The sequence below is a fragment of the Fodinicola acaciae genome, from assembly GCF_010993745.1.
GTDB classification, from domain to species: domain Bacteria; phylum Actinomycetota; class Actinomycetes; order Mycobacteriales; family HKI-0501; genus Fodinicola; species Fodinicola acaciae.
Genome location: NZ_WOTN01000001.1, coordinates 787150 through 804060, shown reverse-complemented (window position 1 = coordinate 804060; position 16911 = coordinate 787150). Strand labels below are relative to the sequence as shown.

The 16911-nt window shown below is 68.2% G+C and carries 16 protein-coding genes; 9 read left to right on the top strand and 7 right to left on the bottom strand.

Annotation, left to right across the window (positions count from 1 at the left end):
* Window positions 1-12 precede the first annotated feature (12 nt).
* Entirely contained in the window at window positions 13-1179 is a 1167-nt protein-coding gene (locus tag GNX95_RS03715; RefSeq protein ID WP_163505738.1) for a low temperature requirement protein A, read from the bottom strand.
* A gap of 152 nt (window positions 1180-1331) precedes the next feature.
* On the opposite strand from GNX95_RS03715, the gene GNX95_RS03710 reads away from it, so the two are divergent.
* Window positions 1332-2279 (top strand): aldo/keto reductase, encoded by a 948-nt coding sequence (locus tag GNX95_RS03710; protein ID WP_163505737.1) that lies wholly within the window; start codon window positions 1332-1334, stop codon window positions 2277-2279.
* A 29-nt stretch (window positions 2280-2308) separates the two neighbouring features.
* On the opposite strand, the gene GNX95_RS42975 is transcribed toward GNX95_RS03710, so the two are convergent.
* Window positions 2309-2794: a methylated-DNA--[protein]-cysteine S-methyltransferase gene (locus GNX95_RS42975; RefSeq protein WP_246281498.1), complete on the bottom strand. Its 486-nt coding sequence runs from the start codon at window positions 2792-2794 to the stop codon at window positions 2309-2311.
* Between the two features lie 22 nt (window positions 2795-2816).
* Between GNX95_RS42975 and mug the strand changes: the two genes are divergently transcribed.
* Window positions 2817-3347, top strand: coding sequence for a G/U mismatch-specific DNA glycosylase (gene mug, locus GNX95_RS03700; RefSeq protein WP_222853374.1), 531 nt, complete (start codon window positions 2817-2819; stop codon window positions 3345-3347).
* On the opposite strand, the gene GNX95_RS03695 is transcribed toward mug, so the two are convergent.
* Window positions 3329-4138 carry a carbon-nitrogen hydrolase family protein gene (locus tag GNX95_RS03695; RefSeq protein WP_163505736.1) on the bottom strand — a complete coding sequence of 270 codons (810 nt, stop codon included), beginning with the start codon at window positions 4136-4138 and terminating at the stop codon, window positions 3329-3331. The genes mug and GNX95_RS03695 overlap by 19 nt on opposite strands.
* Window positions 4139-4215: 77 nt before the next feature.
* Between GNX95_RS03695 and GNX95_RS03690 the strand changes: the two genes are divergently transcribed.
* Window positions 4216-4788 (top strand): TetR/AcrR family transcriptional regulator, encoded by a 573-nt coding sequence (locus GNX95_RS03690; protein ID WP_163505735.1) that lies wholly within the window; start codon window positions 4216-4218, stop codon window positions 4786-4788.
* On the opposite strand, the gene GNX95_RS03685 is transcribed toward GNX95_RS03690, so the two are convergent.
* A complete protein-coding gene (locus GNX95_RS03685) occupies window positions 4729-5658 on the bottom strand; it encodes a LysR family transcriptional regulator (RefSeq protein ID WP_163505734.1) in 930 nt (309 codons plus the stop codon). The two genes, GNX95_RS03690 and GNX95_RS03685, sit on opposite strands and share 60 nt — an antisense overlap.
* A 74-nt stretch (window positions 5659-5732) precedes the next feature.
* Between GNX95_RS03685 and GNX95_RS03680 the strand changes: the two genes are divergently transcribed.
* The gene (locus GNX95_RS03680; RefSeq protein WP_163505733.1) at window positions 5733-6536 is read left to right on the top strand and encodes an aldo/keto reductase; all 804 of its coding nucleotides are present in this window, start codon (window positions 5733-5735) and stop codon (window positions 6534-6536) included.
* A 520-nt stretch (window positions 6537-7056) separates the two neighbouring features.
* Here GNX95_RS03680 and ald read toward each other — a convergent pair.
* A complete protein-coding gene (gene ald, locus GNX95_RS03675; RefSeq protein ID WP_163507816.1) occupies window positions 7057-8172 on the bottom strand; it encodes an alanine dehydrogenase in 1116 nt (371 codons plus the stop codon).
* Between the two features lie 163 nt (window positions 8173-8335).
* Between ald and GNX95_RS03670 the strand changes: the two genes are divergently transcribed.
* On the top strand, window positions 8336-8818 hold the full coding sequence (locus GNX95_RS03670; RefSeq protein ID WP_163505732.1) for an Lrp/AsnC family transcriptional regulator: 483 nt from the start codon (window positions 8336-8338) through the stop codon (window positions 8816-8818).
* Window positions 8819-8833: 15 nt separating this feature from the next.
* Window positions 8834-9313, top strand: a complete 480-nt coding sequence (locus GNX95_RS03665; RefSeq protein ID WP_163505731.1) for a MaoC family dehydratase — start codon at window positions 8834-8836, stop codon at window positions 9311-9313.
* Here GNX95_RS03665 and GNX95_RS03660 read toward each other — a convergent pair.
* On the bottom strand, window positions 9310-9546 hold the full coding sequence (locus tag GNX95_RS03660; protein ID WP_163505730.1) for a helix-turn-helix domain-containing protein: 237 nt from the start codon (window positions 9544-9546) through the stop codon (window positions 9310-9312). The genes GNX95_RS03665 and GNX95_RS03660 overlap by 4 nt on opposite strands.
* A gap of 214 nt (window positions 9547-9760) precedes the next feature.
* Complete coding sequence (locus tag GNX95_RS03655) at window positions 9761-11362, bottom strand: ABC-F family ATP-binding cassette domain-containing protein (RefSeq protein ID WP_163505729.1); 1602 nt, start codon at window positions 11360-11362, stop codon at window positions 9761-9763.
* Window positions 11363-11992: 630 nt separating this feature from the next.
* On the opposite strand from GNX95_RS03655, the gene GNX95_RS03650 reads away from it, so the two are divergent.
* From GNX95_RS03650 to GNX95_RS03640, 3 genes are all read left to right on the top strand, one after another.
* A complete protein-coding gene (locus GNX95_RS03650) occupies window positions 11993-12751 on the top strand; it encodes an arylamine N-acetyltransferase family protein (protein ID WP_163505728.1) in 759 nt (252 codons plus the stop codon).
* Window positions 12752-12793: 42 nt separating this feature from the next.
* Complete coding sequence (ypfJ, locus tag GNX95_RS03645; RefSeq protein WP_163505727.1) at window positions 12794-13750, top strand: KPN_02809 family neutral zinc metallopeptidase; 957 nt, start codon at window positions 12794-12796, stop codon at window positions 13748-13750.
* A gap of 141 nt (window positions 13751-13891) precedes the next feature.
* On the top strand, window positions 13892-16909 hold the full coding sequence (locus tag GNX95_RS03640) for a S8 family peptidase (protein WP_222853373.1): 3018 nt from the start codon (window positions 13892-13894) through the stop codon (window positions 16907-16909).
* The last annotated feature ends 2 nt before the right edge of the window (window positions 16910-16911 follow it).

The window sequence follows — 16911 nt, the reverse complement described above, 5'->3', positions numbered from 1 at the left end:
AGAGGTGTTCTGTTACGCCTCCCGGCGCGCGAGCACGCGTACCACCACCAGCAGCGCGACCACGACCGCGGCCACGACGACCGGCACCGGCGTGAAGCTGCCGGCCAGCACCAGCACCGCTGCGGCCGGGAACGCGACCGCCACCAGGTCACCGCGAGCCGGTCCGATCATCAGGACCCACACGCTCAGCAGATAGAGCGCGACCGGCACGGTGATCGCCAGGCCGACACCGAAGGCCGGCAGGTGCGCCTCGTGGCGCAACTCGCCCACGGCGAGCTCCAGTCCGCCGCCGACCGCGGCGGCCGACGAGAACACCACCAGGTGGCCGTATCCCCAGAAGATGCTCGGCGCGAGCGAGTCGCCGCCGAGGCTTTGATGCTCGGACTGCTCGAAATACAGCCACCACATGCCAAACACCACGACCAGGCCGGCGACCGCGAGACCGACCAGGCCGGACAGCGACTGACCGGAGCCGACCGCGGCTTGCACGGCGTTGGACGCGGCCAGCACCGACTCGCCGAGCACGATGAGCGTGAGCAGGCCATAGCGCTCGCCGATGTGCTCCGGATGCCAGGTCGTCGGCGCCGCGCGCTCGGCGAACACCGGCACCGCCAGCTCGATCGCCGCCGCCACCAGGAATGCCGGCACCACCAGCGCCGGCGGACAGAAGAGCACGTACGCGATCCAGCAGACCTGCGCGAACGCGATGCCGCCGGCATAGCGCAACGTGCAGCGCCGCCGCTCTGGATCGCTGTACGCGGCGCGCAGCCACTGTGTGACCCCGGCCAGCCGCATGATGACATAGCCGACCACCATCACCCGCCAGTCGGCGTGCTCGAAGACCTGGCCGACCCCGGCCGCGATCACCAACGCACCACCGATCTGCACGAACGCGGTGACCCGGTAGATCGCGTCGTCGGTGTCGTACGCCGAAGCGAACCAGGTGAAATTCATCCAGGCCCACCAGATGGCGAAGAAGACACCGCCATAGCGCAGCAGGCCGTCGATCACGTGTCCCTCGGCCAACGCGTGGTGCAGTCCCCCGGCCGCCGCCGCGACCGCGACCACGACGCACAGGTCGAAGAACAGCTCCAGCGGCGTGGACGCGCGATGCTCCTCGTCCGTCCGCCGAGCCACCATCGGCACGTACCAGCCGCGTCGCCGCGCCTGCTCGCTCATCCAGCTCCCCCCTCGTCGGTCGGTCACCAATCCTGCCATTGGCACAACCTCACGGCGTTCGTGGCGGCGCACCTTCGAATCCACCGGGAATCACCGCCGTGGCCTGCGAAACGCCATGGTCACAAGGCCGCCAGCCGCACATGATCACCGGCATGGAATCTCGCCGGTTAGGGACATCGGGTTTGCGGATCTCGCCGATCGGCCTCGGCATGATGAGCTACGGCGACCGGACGCGGCGGTCATGGCACCTCACCGAGGATGAGGCGGAGCCGATCGTGCGCGCCGCGGCCGAGGCCGGCGTGACCTTCTTCGACACCGCCGACATGTACGACCGCGGCACCAGTGAGCAGGTCACCGGCCGGCTGCTGACCAAACTTTTCAGTGATCGCGAGGACTACGTCCTCGCCACCAAGGTCTACTATCCGATGGGGCCAGGCCCCAACGACCGAGGCCTGTCGCGGAAGCATGTTCTCTCCGCCATCGATGCGTCGCTGTGCCGGCTCGGCACTGATTACGTCGACCTCTACCAGATCCACCGATGGGACGACGAAACGCCGATCGAGGAGACGATGGCCGCGCTGGATGAGGTCGTACGCGCCGGCAAAGCACGCTATATCGGCGCTTCCACGATGTGCGCGTGGCAGTTCAGCAAGGCACAGCAGGTCGCCAACGGCCACACCTTCGTGTCGATGCAGAATCACTACAACCTCGTCTATCGCGAGGAGGAAAGAGAAATGCTGCCGCTGTGCCGCGATCTCGGGGTCGGCGTCATTCCATACAGTCCACTGGCGCGCGGCTTCCTGGCTCGCGGCGAGCGTAGGACGACACGCGGCTCCGGCGATCCGCTCGCCGACCAGCTGTACAACGAGAGCGACCAGGTCGTGGTCGACGCGCTCAACGACATCGCCGGACGCCGTGGCGTGCCGCCGGCGCAGGTCGCTTTGGCCTGGCTGCTGCACAAGCCAGGCGTCACCGCGCCTATCGTGGGCGCCACCAAACTCCGTCACCTGCAGGACGCGATCGCCGCGGTCGACATTTCCTTGACAGCGGAGGAAATCGCCGCATTGGAGGCACCGTACGCGCCGCATCGAGTTGCCTGACGGGAAACAGGCTGCCTTGCGGCCAGACCCTAGAAGGCGAAGGCCTGCTCCATGTGCACTCTGGCCTCGTGTTCGAGCAGCCAGCGTTTGCGTGGCAGGCCACCGCCAAAGCCGACCAGCGTCTTGTTGGCGCCAACCACGCGATGGCAGGGCACGATGATCGGGATCGGATTGTGGTTGCAGGCGGTGCCGACAGCGCGCGCCGCCAGCGGATCACCGGCCTGCGCGGCGACCCAGCCATACGTCACGGTCTCGCCGTACGGGACACGCTTGAGCACGTCCCACACCTTCAGCTCGAACTCCGAGCCGGCCATCGCCAGCGGCAGGTCAAACTCGGTCAGCTCGCCGGCGAAATAGGCGTTGAGCTGGCCGACCGCCCGCTCGAGCAGCGCCTGGCCGCCGATTTTGGGCAGGCCGGCGGGGATCCGGCCGCCGAAGCTGGCGCCGCGGACCGCGGTCTCGTCGGCGATCAGGCCGACCGCGCCGATCGGGGAAGCCACTGTCGTCCAACCCACGCAGACAGGTTACGTTCCGGGTGTGACAGTCGACCTGGCAGGAGCCGCCGGCAAGACGATCCCCGACGTGATCGCCGACGATCTGGCCGTCCTCTTCGTCGGCATCAACCCCGGCCTCTACTCGGCGGCCACCGGCTGGCATTTCGCCAGGCCCGGCAACAGGTTCTGGCCGGCGCTGCACCGCGGCGGCTTCACCGAACGGCAGCTGCATCCGAGCGAACAGGACGTGCTGCCGTCGTACGGCCTCGGCATCACCAACGTCGTGGCGCGCGCCTCCGCGCGAGCGGACGAGCTGACCACCCAGGAGCTGGTCGCCGGCGCCGGAATCCTTGAGCGGAAAGCGGAAAAATACCGTCCACAGTGGATCGCGCTGGTCGGCATCACCGCGTATCGCACCGGCTGGCGGCGGCCGAAAGCCACACTCGGTGAGCAGCCGGACGGCATCGCGCGGTCACGACTGTGGGTGCTGCCAAACCCCAGCGGACTGAACGCGCACTACACGGCCGACACCTTGGCCGCCGAGTTCGCCAAGCTTCACGAACGGGTCAGCTGAACGTCGGCGAGCATGGTGTGCGCTTCGCGGGTCTCGCGCAGGATTTTCGGATCGAGATCGGCGACGACCATGCCTTCGCCGGTGACCGGCGCGCGGCCGAGCGGACGGCCTTCCGGGTCGTAGATCGCGCTGCCACCGCTCAGCCGCCACGGCTCCGGCCCGTCGACCGCGTTCGCGGTCAGGACGTAGAAAGTGTTGTCCAGCGCACGTGCGGCGTAATACAGGTCGCGCCGGTGATCGCTGCCGTGCACGTACGCGGTCGGAATCGCGTAAGCGTGCGCGCCAGCCAACGCGGCTTTCCTGGCGTGCTCAGGAAAACAGCCGTCGTAACAGATGCCGAGGCCGAAGACCCAGTCGTCGACGGTGATCGCGGCATCGCTGTCACCACACGAAAACAGGTCGCTTTCATCCGGCGCGATGAGGTTTTTTTTGTGATATGCGTCCGTCACACCGCCGTCCGGACGGAAATGCAGCGCGGCGATGAACCGGCGTCCATCGACGCGTACGGCGGCACCGACGATCGCGTGAATTTCGTTGTCACGCGCGGTTTCCTGGATCGGCGCCAGCCGCGGATCCTCCATCGACAGCAGGTCTGTCCGGTCGGCGTCGGCGAGCGCCGGCGGGTTGTACGCCGGCAGAAACAACTCCGGCAGCACGACCAGGGACGCCTCGGCGGCGGCCGCCTGGCCGACGAGCCGGGCGGCGACGCGTGCGTTTCCAGCGAGGTCAGCCGGCTCAGCCGGCGCCTGGGCGACCGCGACCCGGATGGGGTTGGCTGGGACCGTCTGCATGACGACAATCCTGCCAGGTGCGCCGGCCAACAGGCTCTCCGATGCCGCAAGACGTACGTACCGTTTATGATCGCCGGATGCCGCGTGTGAGCCAGGACCGACTCGATGCTCGGCGCCGGGAGATCCTCGCCGGTGCCCGGGCCTGCTTCTCACGCCACGGATACGAAGGTGCGACGGTCCGCCGGCTGGAAGAGGCGACCGGCCTGTCCCGGGGCGCGATTTTCCACCATTTCCGCGACAAGGAGTCGCTTTTCCTCGCGGTCGCCGAGGACGACGCCGCCGAGATGGTCGAGACGGTCGCGAAACAGGGCCTGGTGCAGGTCATGCGCGACCTGCTGGCGCGCGCCGACGACGTGTCCGAGACCGGCTGGCTCGGCACCCAGCTGGAGGTGTCGCGGCGGCTGCGCACCGACCAGGAGTTCGCCGACCGCTGGGCCGCGCGCGCCGAGGCCATCGCCGCCGCCACGCGCGACCGGCTGAGCCGCCAGCGTACGGCCGGTGCGCTGCGCGAGGACGTGCCGTTGGAGACGCTGCAGCGCTTCCTGGAGCTCGCGCTGGACGGCCTGGTCATGCAACTGGGCACCGGCCGGTCAACCGCCGACCTGTCCCCCGTCCTCGACCTCGTCGAGGAGGCCGTGCGCCGCCGCTAACACGCGGACCGCGGCGCGTACGGCTGGACGTGCCGACGCACTTGTGCGCCACAACGCGAAAACGCGGCGAGTCGGCGTCGGCGTGATCGCGACCAGCCGTACGCCGGCCGGTATGTGATCGCGGCCGAGCCGCGGAATGACCGCCGCGCCCAGGCCTGCCGCCACCAGGGCTAGCTGCGTCGAGTGCTCGGACGCCGTGTGCGCGACCCGCGGCTCGACGCCTTCGGAGCGGAGCGTACGGCTCAGCCAGTCGTGGCAGATCTGGCCGGCGCTCCAGCTGATCCAGTCCTGCTCGGCCAGCTCCGCGACGGTCACCTTCTCGTTGCCGGCCAACGGATGCCCGGCCGGCAGGGCCAAGTCGAACGGATCGTCCAGCAGGTGTCGCGACGCGACGCCGTCCGGAATCGTCAGCGGATCCTCGAGCCAGTCCTGCACGACCGCGAGGTCCAGGTCGCCGCGGCAGAGCGCCGGCACCGACTCGTGCGGCTCGAGCTCCGACAGCGACACCGACAGGTCCGGCCAGTCGCGCAGCCGCCGCAACACACCTGGCAGCAGACCACGCGCTGCCGTGGCGAACGCGGCGATCGCCAGCGACCCGGCCACCGCGCCGCGATGCTCGGCGAGGTCGGCCTCCACCTGCTCGACGCGCGTCAGCAGGTCGCCGGCGCTGCGCGCGAGCAGCTCACCCGCGTCGGTCAGGCGTAGGCCACGCCCCTGTCGCTCGACCAGCGGCTGGCCGACCTCGCGTTCCAGCCTGGCGACCTGCTGCGACACCGCCGACGTGGTGACGTGCAACGTACGCGCCGCGCCGACCACCGAGCCGGTCGTCGACACCGCGTGCAGGACGCGCAGGCGCTCCAGGTTCAACATCGTAGTGATGCTACGCGATTGGGTCGAGAAAGAGTCGCTTGTCCTTAAGAGTCGGCTGCACCATTGTCGACAGCATGACCAAACAGATCACTATCGGCGGCGACCTGACCGTCAACCGGCTCGGCTTCGGAGCCATGCGGCTGACCGGAGCACCCAACTGGCCCGACCACGCCGACGCCGTCAAGACGGCCCGCCGCGCAGTCGAGCTCGGCGTCACGTTCATCGACACGGCCGACGCGTACGACCTGGGGCTCAACGAGGAACTGCTGGCCGACGCATTGCATCCGTACGGCGACGTCGTCATCGCCACCAAGGCCGGCCAGTGCCAGCCCGGCACCGACTGGATCCCATGCGGCCGGCCGGAATACCTGCGCCAGCAATGCGAACTGAGCCTGCGCCGGCTCAAGCTCGACCGCATCGACCTGTTCCAGCTGCACCGCGTCGACCCGCTCGTACCGCTCGCCGACCAGATCGGCGCGCTGCGCCGCCTGCAGGACGAGGGAAAAGTGCGGCACGTCGGCCTGTCCGAGGTGACGGTGGAGCAGATCGTCGAGGCCGGCCGGATCACCCCGATCGCCAGCGTGCAGAACCGCTACAACCTCGCCGACCGCGCCTCCGAGGACGTACTGGAACACTGCGAAAGCCATGGGATCGCGTTCATTCCGTGGCTCCCGATCAAGCGGAACGTCGCCGCGGCGGGTGGCATAGCGCGGCGGATCGGGGCGACCGAGGCACAGGTGGCGTTGGCCTGGTTGCTGCGGCGGTCACCGGTGATGGTGCCTATCCCCGGGACGTCCTCGATCGCGCATCTTGAGGAGAACTGCAAGGAAGTGGAGCTGTCTGAGGAGGATTACGTGGTGCTCACGGCCGCGGCTTGACCGGCCGGGCCTGTGGCGAGGGGTGTGGGGTGCGTTGCGGGGTGCTGAGGGGTTATGGGTGCCGCGTATCGCGGTAGCGGAGTGGTGGCTTTTCTGATTGGTGCGCTGGGTGGGTGGTGGTTTTTCGCCTGCGCGGCGGGCGCGCCTGCGCGGCGGGCGACCTCAAGAGAGGGGGCGCCTGGACGCCATCACGACCTCTGTAGCGCTAAATGTCTGTCTTGCCGGTTTGCGTTTTGGTAGTAGGGCCTCCATGCGTGCGTCTGGCGCACGTATGGGGGCCATGCGAACATTGAGCGGCGGCCGGGGTGGTGCTGGTGTGACTGGTGTGGCTGACAATGCGGGTGAGGCGGCTGGCCGCGTAACAGTTGCCCAACAAGGCAACAAAACAGACATAGCAGGCGGCAACCCCTACAATCGGGACCCGATTGTGACGCCGTTGGGGAACCCACGCCGTTGTGAGCCCCAACAGCGTTACGAACGGGACCCGATTGTGCGGGCCGGACGCCGTGGTGCGAAGAGGTTAGGAAAGCGCGGCGGTCAGCTCCACCGACGGCAGGCTGTGTGCCTCGGCTACCGGGGCGTTGGTGAGCTCGCCGTTCCAGGTGTTCAGGCCCTTGGCCAGCGCCGGGTCGCGGCGGCAGGCCTCCTGCCAGCCGCGAGCGGCGAGTTCCACCGCGTACGGCAGCGTGACGTTGGTCAGCGCGTTGGTCGACGTGTGCGGCACCGCGCCAGGCATGTTGGCGACACAATAGAAAATCGAATTGTGCACCTTGTACGTCGGATTGTCGTGCGTGGTCGGCCGCGAGTCCTCGAAGCAGCCACCCTGGTCGATGGAGATGTCGACCAGCACCGAGCCGGGCTTCATCCGCGACACCTGCTCGTTGGTGACCAGCGTCGGCGCCTTCGCGCCAGGCACCAGCACCGCGCCGATGACCAGGTCGGCGTCCTCGATCGCGCGCTCGACCTCGAAGGCGTTGGACGCGACGGTCTGCAGGTGGCCCTGATAGATCCGATCGGCCGAGCGCAGCTTCTCGATGTTCTTGTCCAGCAGCAAAACCTCGGCCTGCATGCCGAGCGCGATCGCGGCCGCGTTCATGCCGGAGACACCGGCGCCGATGACGACGACCTTCGCCGCGTACACGCCGGAGACGCCGCCCATCAGGATGCCGCGGCCACCCTCGGCGCGCATCAGCGTGTACGCGCCGACCTGCGGCGCCAGCCGGCCGGCGACCTCGCTCATCGGCGCGAGCAGCGGCAGTGAGCGGTCCGGCAGCTCGACGGTCTCGTACGCGATGGCGGTGACCTTGCGCGCCAGCAGTTCCTCGGTGAGCCGCTTGTCGGCGGCCAGGTGCAGATACGTGAAGAGGGTCTGGCCCTCCCGCATCCGGTGATACTCGGACTCGATCGGCTCCTTGACCTTCAGCACCAGGTCACCGGCGGCCCAGGTCTCGTCGGCGGTCGGCACGATGGTGGCTCCGACGGCTTGGTAGTCCTCGTTGGCGATCGAGGAGCCGACGCCGGCATCGGTCTCGACGTACACCTGGTGACCCTGACGGACCAGCTCGTGCACACCGGCCGGGGTGATGGCGACCCGGTACTCCTGGTTCTTGACCTCGCGCGGCACCGCGATCTTCACGTACGTGCTCCCCTTGTGTTGCGGCGGCATCTCCTCGGTGAGACACCGGGCCGTACCCCACATGATGAAGAGATGCCCGATTCAGTGCAAGAAAGAACGCAGATGATTCTGCGAATGTCGCAAAACCCGACGATCGTTCGGGCCGGCCGGTAATGTCGATCACGTGCCGAACAATCTGCAGCAGTCCGGCCTGGACCCGGTCGACCGGCTGATCCTGGCCAAGCTCGGCGAGGACGCGCGCATCCCGAACAACGCGCTGGCAGAGGCGGTCGGCATCGCACCGTCGACCTGTCACGCACGGCTGCGTTCACTGCGCGCGAGAGGGGTCATCCGCGGCTTCCATGCCGACCTGGACTTCAACGCGGTCGGCCTGCCGGTGCAGGCGATGATCTCGGTACGGCTGCACGCGCACACGCGCGGCCAGATGGACGCGTTCCTGTCCAAGATGCCGGAGCTGCCGGGCGTGATCGCGGTCTACTTCATGTCCGGCGCCGACGACTACGTCATCCACGTGGCGATGCCGAGCGCGCAGGCGCTGCGCGACTTCGTCCTCGACCATCTCAGCTCAGAGCCGGCCGTGCAGCACACCAACACCAGCCTGATCTTCGACTACCGCCGTGGAAAAGCGATCCCGTCACAGCGCTGACGTAGGATCTTTGCCGTGACCCAAGCGCTGACCGCCGACTTCGACGCGCCGATCGACGACAGGTTCTTCGAGGACTACCGCGTCGGCTCCACGTACTCGTACGGTTTCATCACCCTCACCGAGGACGAGATCCTGGAGTTCGCGCGGAAATACGACACGCAGTCGATCCACACCGATCCGCTGGCGGCGAAAGAGGGACCGTTTGGCGGGCTCATCGCCAGCGGTTGGCAGACGACCGGCGTGATGATGCGACTGCTGGCCGACCACTACATCTCGGCCAACGCCAGCCTTGCCTCACCAGGGGTCGACGAGCTGCGCTGGACCGCGCCGGTGCGGCCCGGCGACCAGCTCCACGTGACCGCGACCGTAGCCGACGCGCGGCGGTCGAAGTCCAAGCCGGACAGGGGAATCGTCCACACCGCGGTCGAGCTGGCCAACCAGCGCGAGGTCGTGTTGACGTTGACCGCGATGAACTTCATCCGCTGCCGCGGTTAGCGCTTCTTGCCGCGGGTCGCGCCACCGCGGCCGCGCAGCGTCGTGCCCGACTCGCTGAGGATCCGGTGTACGAAGCCGTACGACCGGCCGGTCGAGGACGCCAGTGACCGGATGCTCTCCCCCGACTCGTAGCGACGGGTGAGGTCCTTGGCCAGCGTCGAGCGCTCGTCGCCGGTGATCCTCCGTCCCTTCACCATCGTTGCTTCGGCCTTCGCTTTGCCCTTGGGTGCCATCGCTTGCCGTCCCTCACAGCTCGAGGATGGTCCGTACACGGCCTGTGACGACCGTAACAAGAGATCATGCTCGTCCGGGAGCCCGCTGGCCACTCGACAAGCGACCAGCGCGCCACCAATCTTCCGCCGTACGTGATCTTGTCTGACAAAACGGACAGCATTAACGATCAAGCTGAACTCGTTGTACCACAACGAAAACCGGCACGACCAGAAATCAGGCCAGCGCGACCAGGTCGGCGAAGTCGTCGCTCCAGATGTCCTCGACGCCGTCCGGCAACATGATCACCTTGTCCGGCCGCAACGCCTTGACCGCACCGCCGTCGTGGGTGACCAGGACGATCGCGCCCGGATAGCGGTCGATGGCGTCCAACACCTGCTCGCGGCTGGCCGGATCGAGGTTGTTGGTCGGCTCGTCCAGCAGCAGGACGTTGGCACTGGAGCACACCAGTCCGGCCAGCGCCAGCCGCGTCTTCTCGCCACCCGACAGCACGGCCGCCGGTTTTTGCGCGTCGTCGCCGGAAAACAGAAACGCGCCGAGCACCTTGCGCAGCTCGCCGTCGGTCCAGTCCGGCGCGGTCGCGCGCATGTTCTCCAGCACCGTACGGTCGGTGTCCAGCGTCTCGTGCTCCTGCGCGTAGTAGCCGAGTTTGAGGCCATGGCCCGGAACGACCTCACCGGTGTCCGGTTTTTCGATGCCGGCCAACAAACGCAGCAACGTCGTCTTGCCGGCACCGTTGAGGCCGAGGATGACCACGCGCGCGCCGCGGTCGACGGCGAGGTCCACGTCGGTGAAGACCTCCAGCGAGCCGTAGGTCTTGCTCAGGCCCTCGGCGGTGAGCGGTGTCTTGCCGCACGGCGCCGGAGCCGGGAAGCGTACCTTCGCCACCTTGTCCGAGACGCGCTCCTCCTCCAGGCCGGAGAGCATCTTTTCGGCGCGTTTCAGCATGTTCTGCGCGGCGACCGCCTTCGTCGCCTTCGCGCGCATCTTGTCGGCCTGCGCCATCAACGCGGAGGCCTTCTTCTCCGCGTTTGCGCGCTCGCGCTTGCGGCGGCGCTCGTCGGTCTCGCGCTGCTGCAGATACGTCTTCCAGCCGACGTTGTAGAGGTCGATGACGGCCCGGTTGGCGTCCAGATACCAGACCTTGTTGACGACGGCGTCGAGCAGCTCGACATCGTGCGAGATCACGATCAGGCCGGCCTTGTGGCCACGCAGGTGGTCGCGCAGCCAGCCGATCGAGTCGGCGTCGAGGTGGTTGGTCGGCTCGTCCAGCAGCAGCGTTTCGGCGTCGGAGAACAGGATCCGGGACAGCTCGACGCGCCGCCGCTGGCCGCCGGAGAGCGTACGCAGCGGCTGCGCCAGCACGCGGTCGGGCAGGCCGAGGTTGGCGCAGATGCGCGCCGCCTCGCTCTCGGCCGCGTATCCGCCGAGCGCGGCGAACTGGTCCTCCAGCCGGCCGTACTTGCGGATCAGCCGGTCGCGCTCGGCTTCCTCGACCGCCTCGGCCATCGCGACCTGCGTCTTTTCCATGCTGTGCAGCAGAGTGTCCAGTCCGCGGGCGGACAGCACGCGGTCGCGCGCGGTCACGTCGAGGTCGCCGGTGCGCGGGTCCTGCGGCAGATAGCCGACCGCGCCGGAGCGCGTGACGTTGCCGGCGTACGGCAGGCCTTCGCCGGCCATCACCTTGAGCGTGGTGGTCTTGCCGGCGCCGTTGCGGCCGACCAGACCGATCCGGTCGCCCGGCTGGACGCGGAGGTTGGTGTCGGAAAGCAGGATGCGCGCGCCAGCGCGCAGTTCGAGATCGGTAACGGAGATCATGAGAAAGGGACCTGTGCCTCAGGTAGCAGGGATGGGCCGCGTCGGTGCCCGGTCGTTGCCGGGCGCGGCCACATCAGGAGGTCCGAGCAGTCACGCCGACAATGGTACCTGTTGCGTCGAGCGATTTACCGTCGCCGTGACCAGAGGCTCACCGCACCAGCTCAGCACACCGGCGCGCCGACACGCCGAACCCTGCCGAAACTGTCGTACCCACCGACAAGAATCACCCCCACCCAGTGACGGGTGGGGGGTGGGTCTGAGAGGTTGCCGGCAATTCGCGAAAATTTGCCTCGCCAGTCACATGGGTCACCTGAGCCAGAGCCTGAGGCCGTACACGTACGACAAGCGCGCAAAAGCGGCATTTAGCGCCCCATCACGGGCGCCGGCCGCGGACGGTAGGTCGTCGCGAGATCTGCCGCGCCAAGAGAGAGCTCAGCCGTACAGCGTTATCCGGGTGCCGCGCATCGCCGTCCTCCAGGTCGTGAGGGGGTGGCACCAGTTGTCGGCCTGGTGCCACCCGCTTGGCCGGTGCCAGTTGTCGCACCTGGCGCCGGCCATGACCCACTATGCGCGGGCGCCCGGGAACAAACCTTGGACAAACCTTGACTGCCGCGCCGGTAGGGTCGCGCCATGGACCCAGCGGCTTACCTGGACCGCATCGGCGCCCGCTGGAACGGCAGCGCCGACGCCGACTCGCTGCGTGACCTGCAGATCGCGCACCTGCGCAGCGTCCCGTTCGAAAACCTGAGCATCCACCTCGGCGAGACGATCGTGCTCGACGAGGAGCACGTGCTGGCCAAGATCGTCGACCGCCGCCGTGGCGGCTTCTGCTACGAGCTCAACGGCGCCTTCGGTTTTCTGCTGTCAGCTCTCGGCTATCGCGTCACACTGCTCGGTGCGCGTACGTACGGCGGCGGCAACTGGGGACCGCCGTTCGACCACATGGCGATACGCGTCGACCTGGCCGAGCCGTGGCTGGTCGATGTCGGCTTCGGCCGCTTCACCCACCACCCGATCCGGCTGGACGGCCGCGACGACCAGGACGACCCCGGCGGCACGTTCCGGATCACCGAGGAGCCCGACGGCGACCTCACCGTCACCGGCGACGGCTCGCCGGAATACCGCCTGGAGACGCGTCCGCGGCCGCTCGCCGACTTCGCGCCGACCTGCTGGTGGCAGCAGACCTCGCCGACGACGCACTTCACCCAGTCGCTGGTGTGCTCGCTGGTCACCGACGCCGGCCGGGTCACGCTGAGCGGCGACACACTGACGATCACCACCGGGGCCGACCGCGAGGAGGTCAAGCTGTCCTCCGACGCCGAGATCCTCGCCGCGTACCGCGATCGCTTCGGCATAGAGCTGGACCGCGTGCCAACCGTACGGGGCTGACCCGCCAGGCGATCGTCAACGGTCACACCGATAATCAACCGCATGTCCGACAACGACTTCGACTCCGACGCCTCGCTTGACGCGTCCCAGATCGACGACCGCCGCGATGTCGACAGTAGTGGCGGCGGCTTCGGCGGCGGTGGCGGGTACGGCGGCTACACCGGCGGCGGTGGCGGCGGCTTCAGCATCCCCGGCGGCGGCATGACCGTCGGCGGTGGCATCGTCGGCCTCATCATCGTCGTCATCGGCGCGCTGCTCGGCACGGGTACGATCGACGTCGGCGGTCTCACCGGCGGTGGCAGCGGCTCCTCCGGCGACAACCGGGCGCTGGCCGAGAAATGCTCGGTGAACAATCCCGATCGCTTCAAAGAGCTGGACTGCCGCAACGGCTTCTACGTCAACGACATCCAGCAGTTCTGGAAGTCCGAGCTGCCCAAGTCGTTCGGCGTCCCATACCGCGTGACCAAGGCGGTCTTCTTCAGCCGCGCGACCAACACCGGCTGCGGCCAGGCCGACTCCGCGGTCGGACCGTTCTACTGCCCGGCCGACGAGCTGGTTTACATCGACCTCTCGTTCTACTCCGAGCTGGCCAGCCGGTTCGGCGCACCGGGCCAGTTCGCGCAGGCGTACGTGCTGGCACACGAGTTCGGCCACCACGTGCAGAACCTCACCGGCACCGAGCGGAAGATCCGCCAGCTCCAGCAGCAATATCCGTCCCGCAAGAACAAGTACTCGATCGCTTTGGAGCTGCAGGCCGACTGTTATGCCGGCGTGTGGGCCAAGAACGCCGGCGGAGGTCCGGTCGCCACAGTCGACCAGCGCGACATCCAGGAGGCGCTGCAAGCGGCGGCCGCGGTCGGCGACGACCGCATCCAGCAGTCCGCCGGCGGCGGCGTCAACGAGGAGACCTGGACGCACGGCTCGGCGCAGTCGCGGCAGCAGTGGTTCTTCACCGGCTACAACAGCGGCGACCCCCGCCAATGCGAGACCTTGCGCTAAACCGCAAAAACTACGGAATCCGCCCCAAGTCAGACCCTCCGTCAAGGATTTTTTGCAAAACCGCTACCGATCCGGGGCTCAACGCGCATACTGCTGACCGGCCCGTACGGGCCACTCATTCGGCTGCCAAGGAGCTCTGTCGTGGTCGGTACGCGCCTTCTTCCGAACAAGACGTTGCGACGAGTGTTCGCGGGGGTCAGCGCCGGTGTGCTGGTCGCCGCGCTCGCCGTGACGCTTCCCGGCTCGTCGGCGGTCGCCGCGGAAGGCACCACCGGCACGTACATCGTGCAGATGGCCGACCTGCCGGCGACCGCGTACGCCGGCACCGTGCCTGGCTACAAGGCGACCAAGCCGGCTGACGGCGGCAAGTTCGACGCGAAGAGCGCCGATGTCGGCAAATACCGCGCCTATCTGCGTAGCCAGCACGACTCGCTGATCCGGCAGACGGGCGGCATCAGCAAGATCTACGACTACTCCGCGAGCTTCAACGGCTTCTCCGCCCGGATGACCTCGGCGAAGGCACTGCAGCTGACCAAGACCGCGGGCGTACTCAGCGTCAGCAAAAACGAGCTGCGCTATGCCGACACGGTCAGCACGCCCAGCTTCCTCGGCATCGACAAGCCGGGCGGCCTGTGGAGCAAGCTCGGCGGTCCGGCCAACGCCGGCGGCGGCGACAACCTGGTGATCGGCGACCTGGACAGCGGCATCTGGCCGGAAAACGCCTCGTTCAAGCCGCTGCCAAACGCCAAGAAGCCGCACGGCTTCCACGGCGCGTGTGTCGCTGGCGAGCAGTGGACCGCGCAGACCTGCAACAGCAAGATCGTCGGCGCGCGTTACTACAACGCCGGCATCGGCGGCAACGACGCCATCCACAAGGCGCCGTACGTCGACGAGGTCGCCTCCGCGCGCGACATCAACGGCCACGGCTCGCACACCGCGTCCACGGCGGCCGGCAACTACAACACCGACATGGTCGTCAACGGCAACTCGCTCGGCAAAGGCAGTGGCATGGCACCTGCCGCACGAATCGCGGTCTACAAGGTGCTCTGGCACACCGGCTCGTCCGCTTCCGGCAGTACGGCAGACATCGCGCAGGGCATCGAGGACGCGATCAGCGACGGCGTCGATGTCATCAACTTCTCCATCTCCGGCAGCACCGCGAGCTCGGTCGACCCGGTCGAGATCGCCTTCCTGTACGCCGCCGACGCCGGCATCTTCGTCTCCGCCTCGGCCGGCAACAACGGCCCGGACGCCAGCACGGTCGCGCACAACTCGCCGTGGCTGACCACCGTCGCCGCCGGCACGCACGACCGCCAGTTCGAGGCGAAGGTGACTCTCGGCAACGGCGCCGGTTACACCGGTGCCGGCATCGGCGCGGCCGTAGCGTCCAGCCCGCTCATCCTGGCCAGCGGTGCGGCACGCGCCGGCGCCGACCCGAACGGCGTACGGCTGTGCTTCTCCAAGACCTGGGACCCAGCGCATCCGGACGGCTTCCTCGATCCGGCCAAGGTCGCCGGCAAGATCGTCGTCTGCGACCGCGGCGTCAGCGACCGCGTCGACAAGAGCAAGGCCGTGCAGGAGGCCGGCGGCGTCGGCGTCGTACTGGCCAACACCAGCCCCAACTCGCTCAACGCCGACCTGCACACGCTGCCGACCGTGCACCTCAGCGACACCGACGGCGCGGCGGTGAAGGCGTACGCGAACGGCAACGCCAACGCCACCGCGTCTCTCAGCGCTGGCACGAAGGTCGTCGGCGCAGCGGCACCGCAGGTGGCCGCGTTCTCCTCGCGCGGTCCCGCGTTGTCCGGCGAAGGCGACCTGCTCAAGCCGGACATCATGGCCCCGGGCGTGGACGTGCTGGCCGCCGTGTCGCCGGTCTCGCACCACCGCGACTACGACTTCGAGTCGGGCACGTCGATGGCCGCGCCGCACATCACCGGCCTGGCCACGCTGATCCGCCAGCTGCACCCGAAGTGGTCGCCGATGATGGTCAAGTCGGCGCTGATGACGACCGCCTCGACCGTCGACAACAAGGGCAACCCGATCCCGGACGCCGGCCCGTTCGACTACGGCTCCGGCGAGGTCACGCCGAACTCGGCGGCCGATCCCGGCCTGGTCTACGACAGCAAGCTGCGCGACTGGGTCCGCTATCTGTGCGGCGTGCGGCAGCTGGACGCCAAGAGCATGACCTGCCGGGTCTTCGGCAGCATCGACCCGAGTGACCTCAACCAGCCGAACATCGCCATCGGTGACCTGCCCGGCATCCAGACCGTCACGCGTACGGTCACCAACGTCGGCACGACGACCACGCGCTATTTCGCCAGCGTGTCCGCGCCGGCCGGCGTCACGGTGACCGTGTCGCCGACCACGCTGCGGCTGCGTCCCGGCCAGTCGGCGTCCTACAAGGTGACCTTCACGCGTACGACCGCGGCCTATGGCACGTACGCGAACGGCTCGCTGACCTGGTCGGACGGCACGCACAACGTCCGCAGCGTGCTGGCCGTGCGGCCGGTCGGCGTACGCTCGCCATCCACGATCAACGGCACCGGCACGTCCGGCTCGGCGAAGGTGTCGCCGGTGCCGGCGTACGACGGCAAGCTGGTCACCTCGGTGACCGGCCTGGTCGCCGGCGACGAGCGGCCGGCCACGCTGAAGGAGCCGTCCGGCGCCGCGTTCCCCAGCGGCGCGCCGGTCGCGGGCCCGCACACGGCCAAGTTCACCGTGACGGTGCCGGCTGGCACCAAGCTGGCGCGGTTCGCGACCTTCGACGCCGACGTGGCCGCCGGCACCGACCTGGACATGTTCGTCTACAAGGCCGGCACCGCCGACCTGGTCGGCACAAGCAGCAGCGCCACCGCACAGGAACAGGTCGACCTGGTCGATCCGGCGGCCGGCTCGTACGACGTCTACCTCGACCTGTTCGCGCTCGGCTCCGGCAAGACCGAGCAGCCCATCAAGGAGTTCGACTGGTCGCTGGGGTCGACCGCGGCCGGCAACCTGACCGCGACGCCGGCCAGCCAGGCCGCGCGCTTCGGCAAGGCGGCCACGGTCACCGCGGCCTGGTCTGGCCTGTCCGCCGGAAAGCGTTACCTGGGGCAGATGTCCTTCGGTGACGGCACCTCGACGCTCGGCGCGTCACTAGTACGGATCAACGCCTAGGG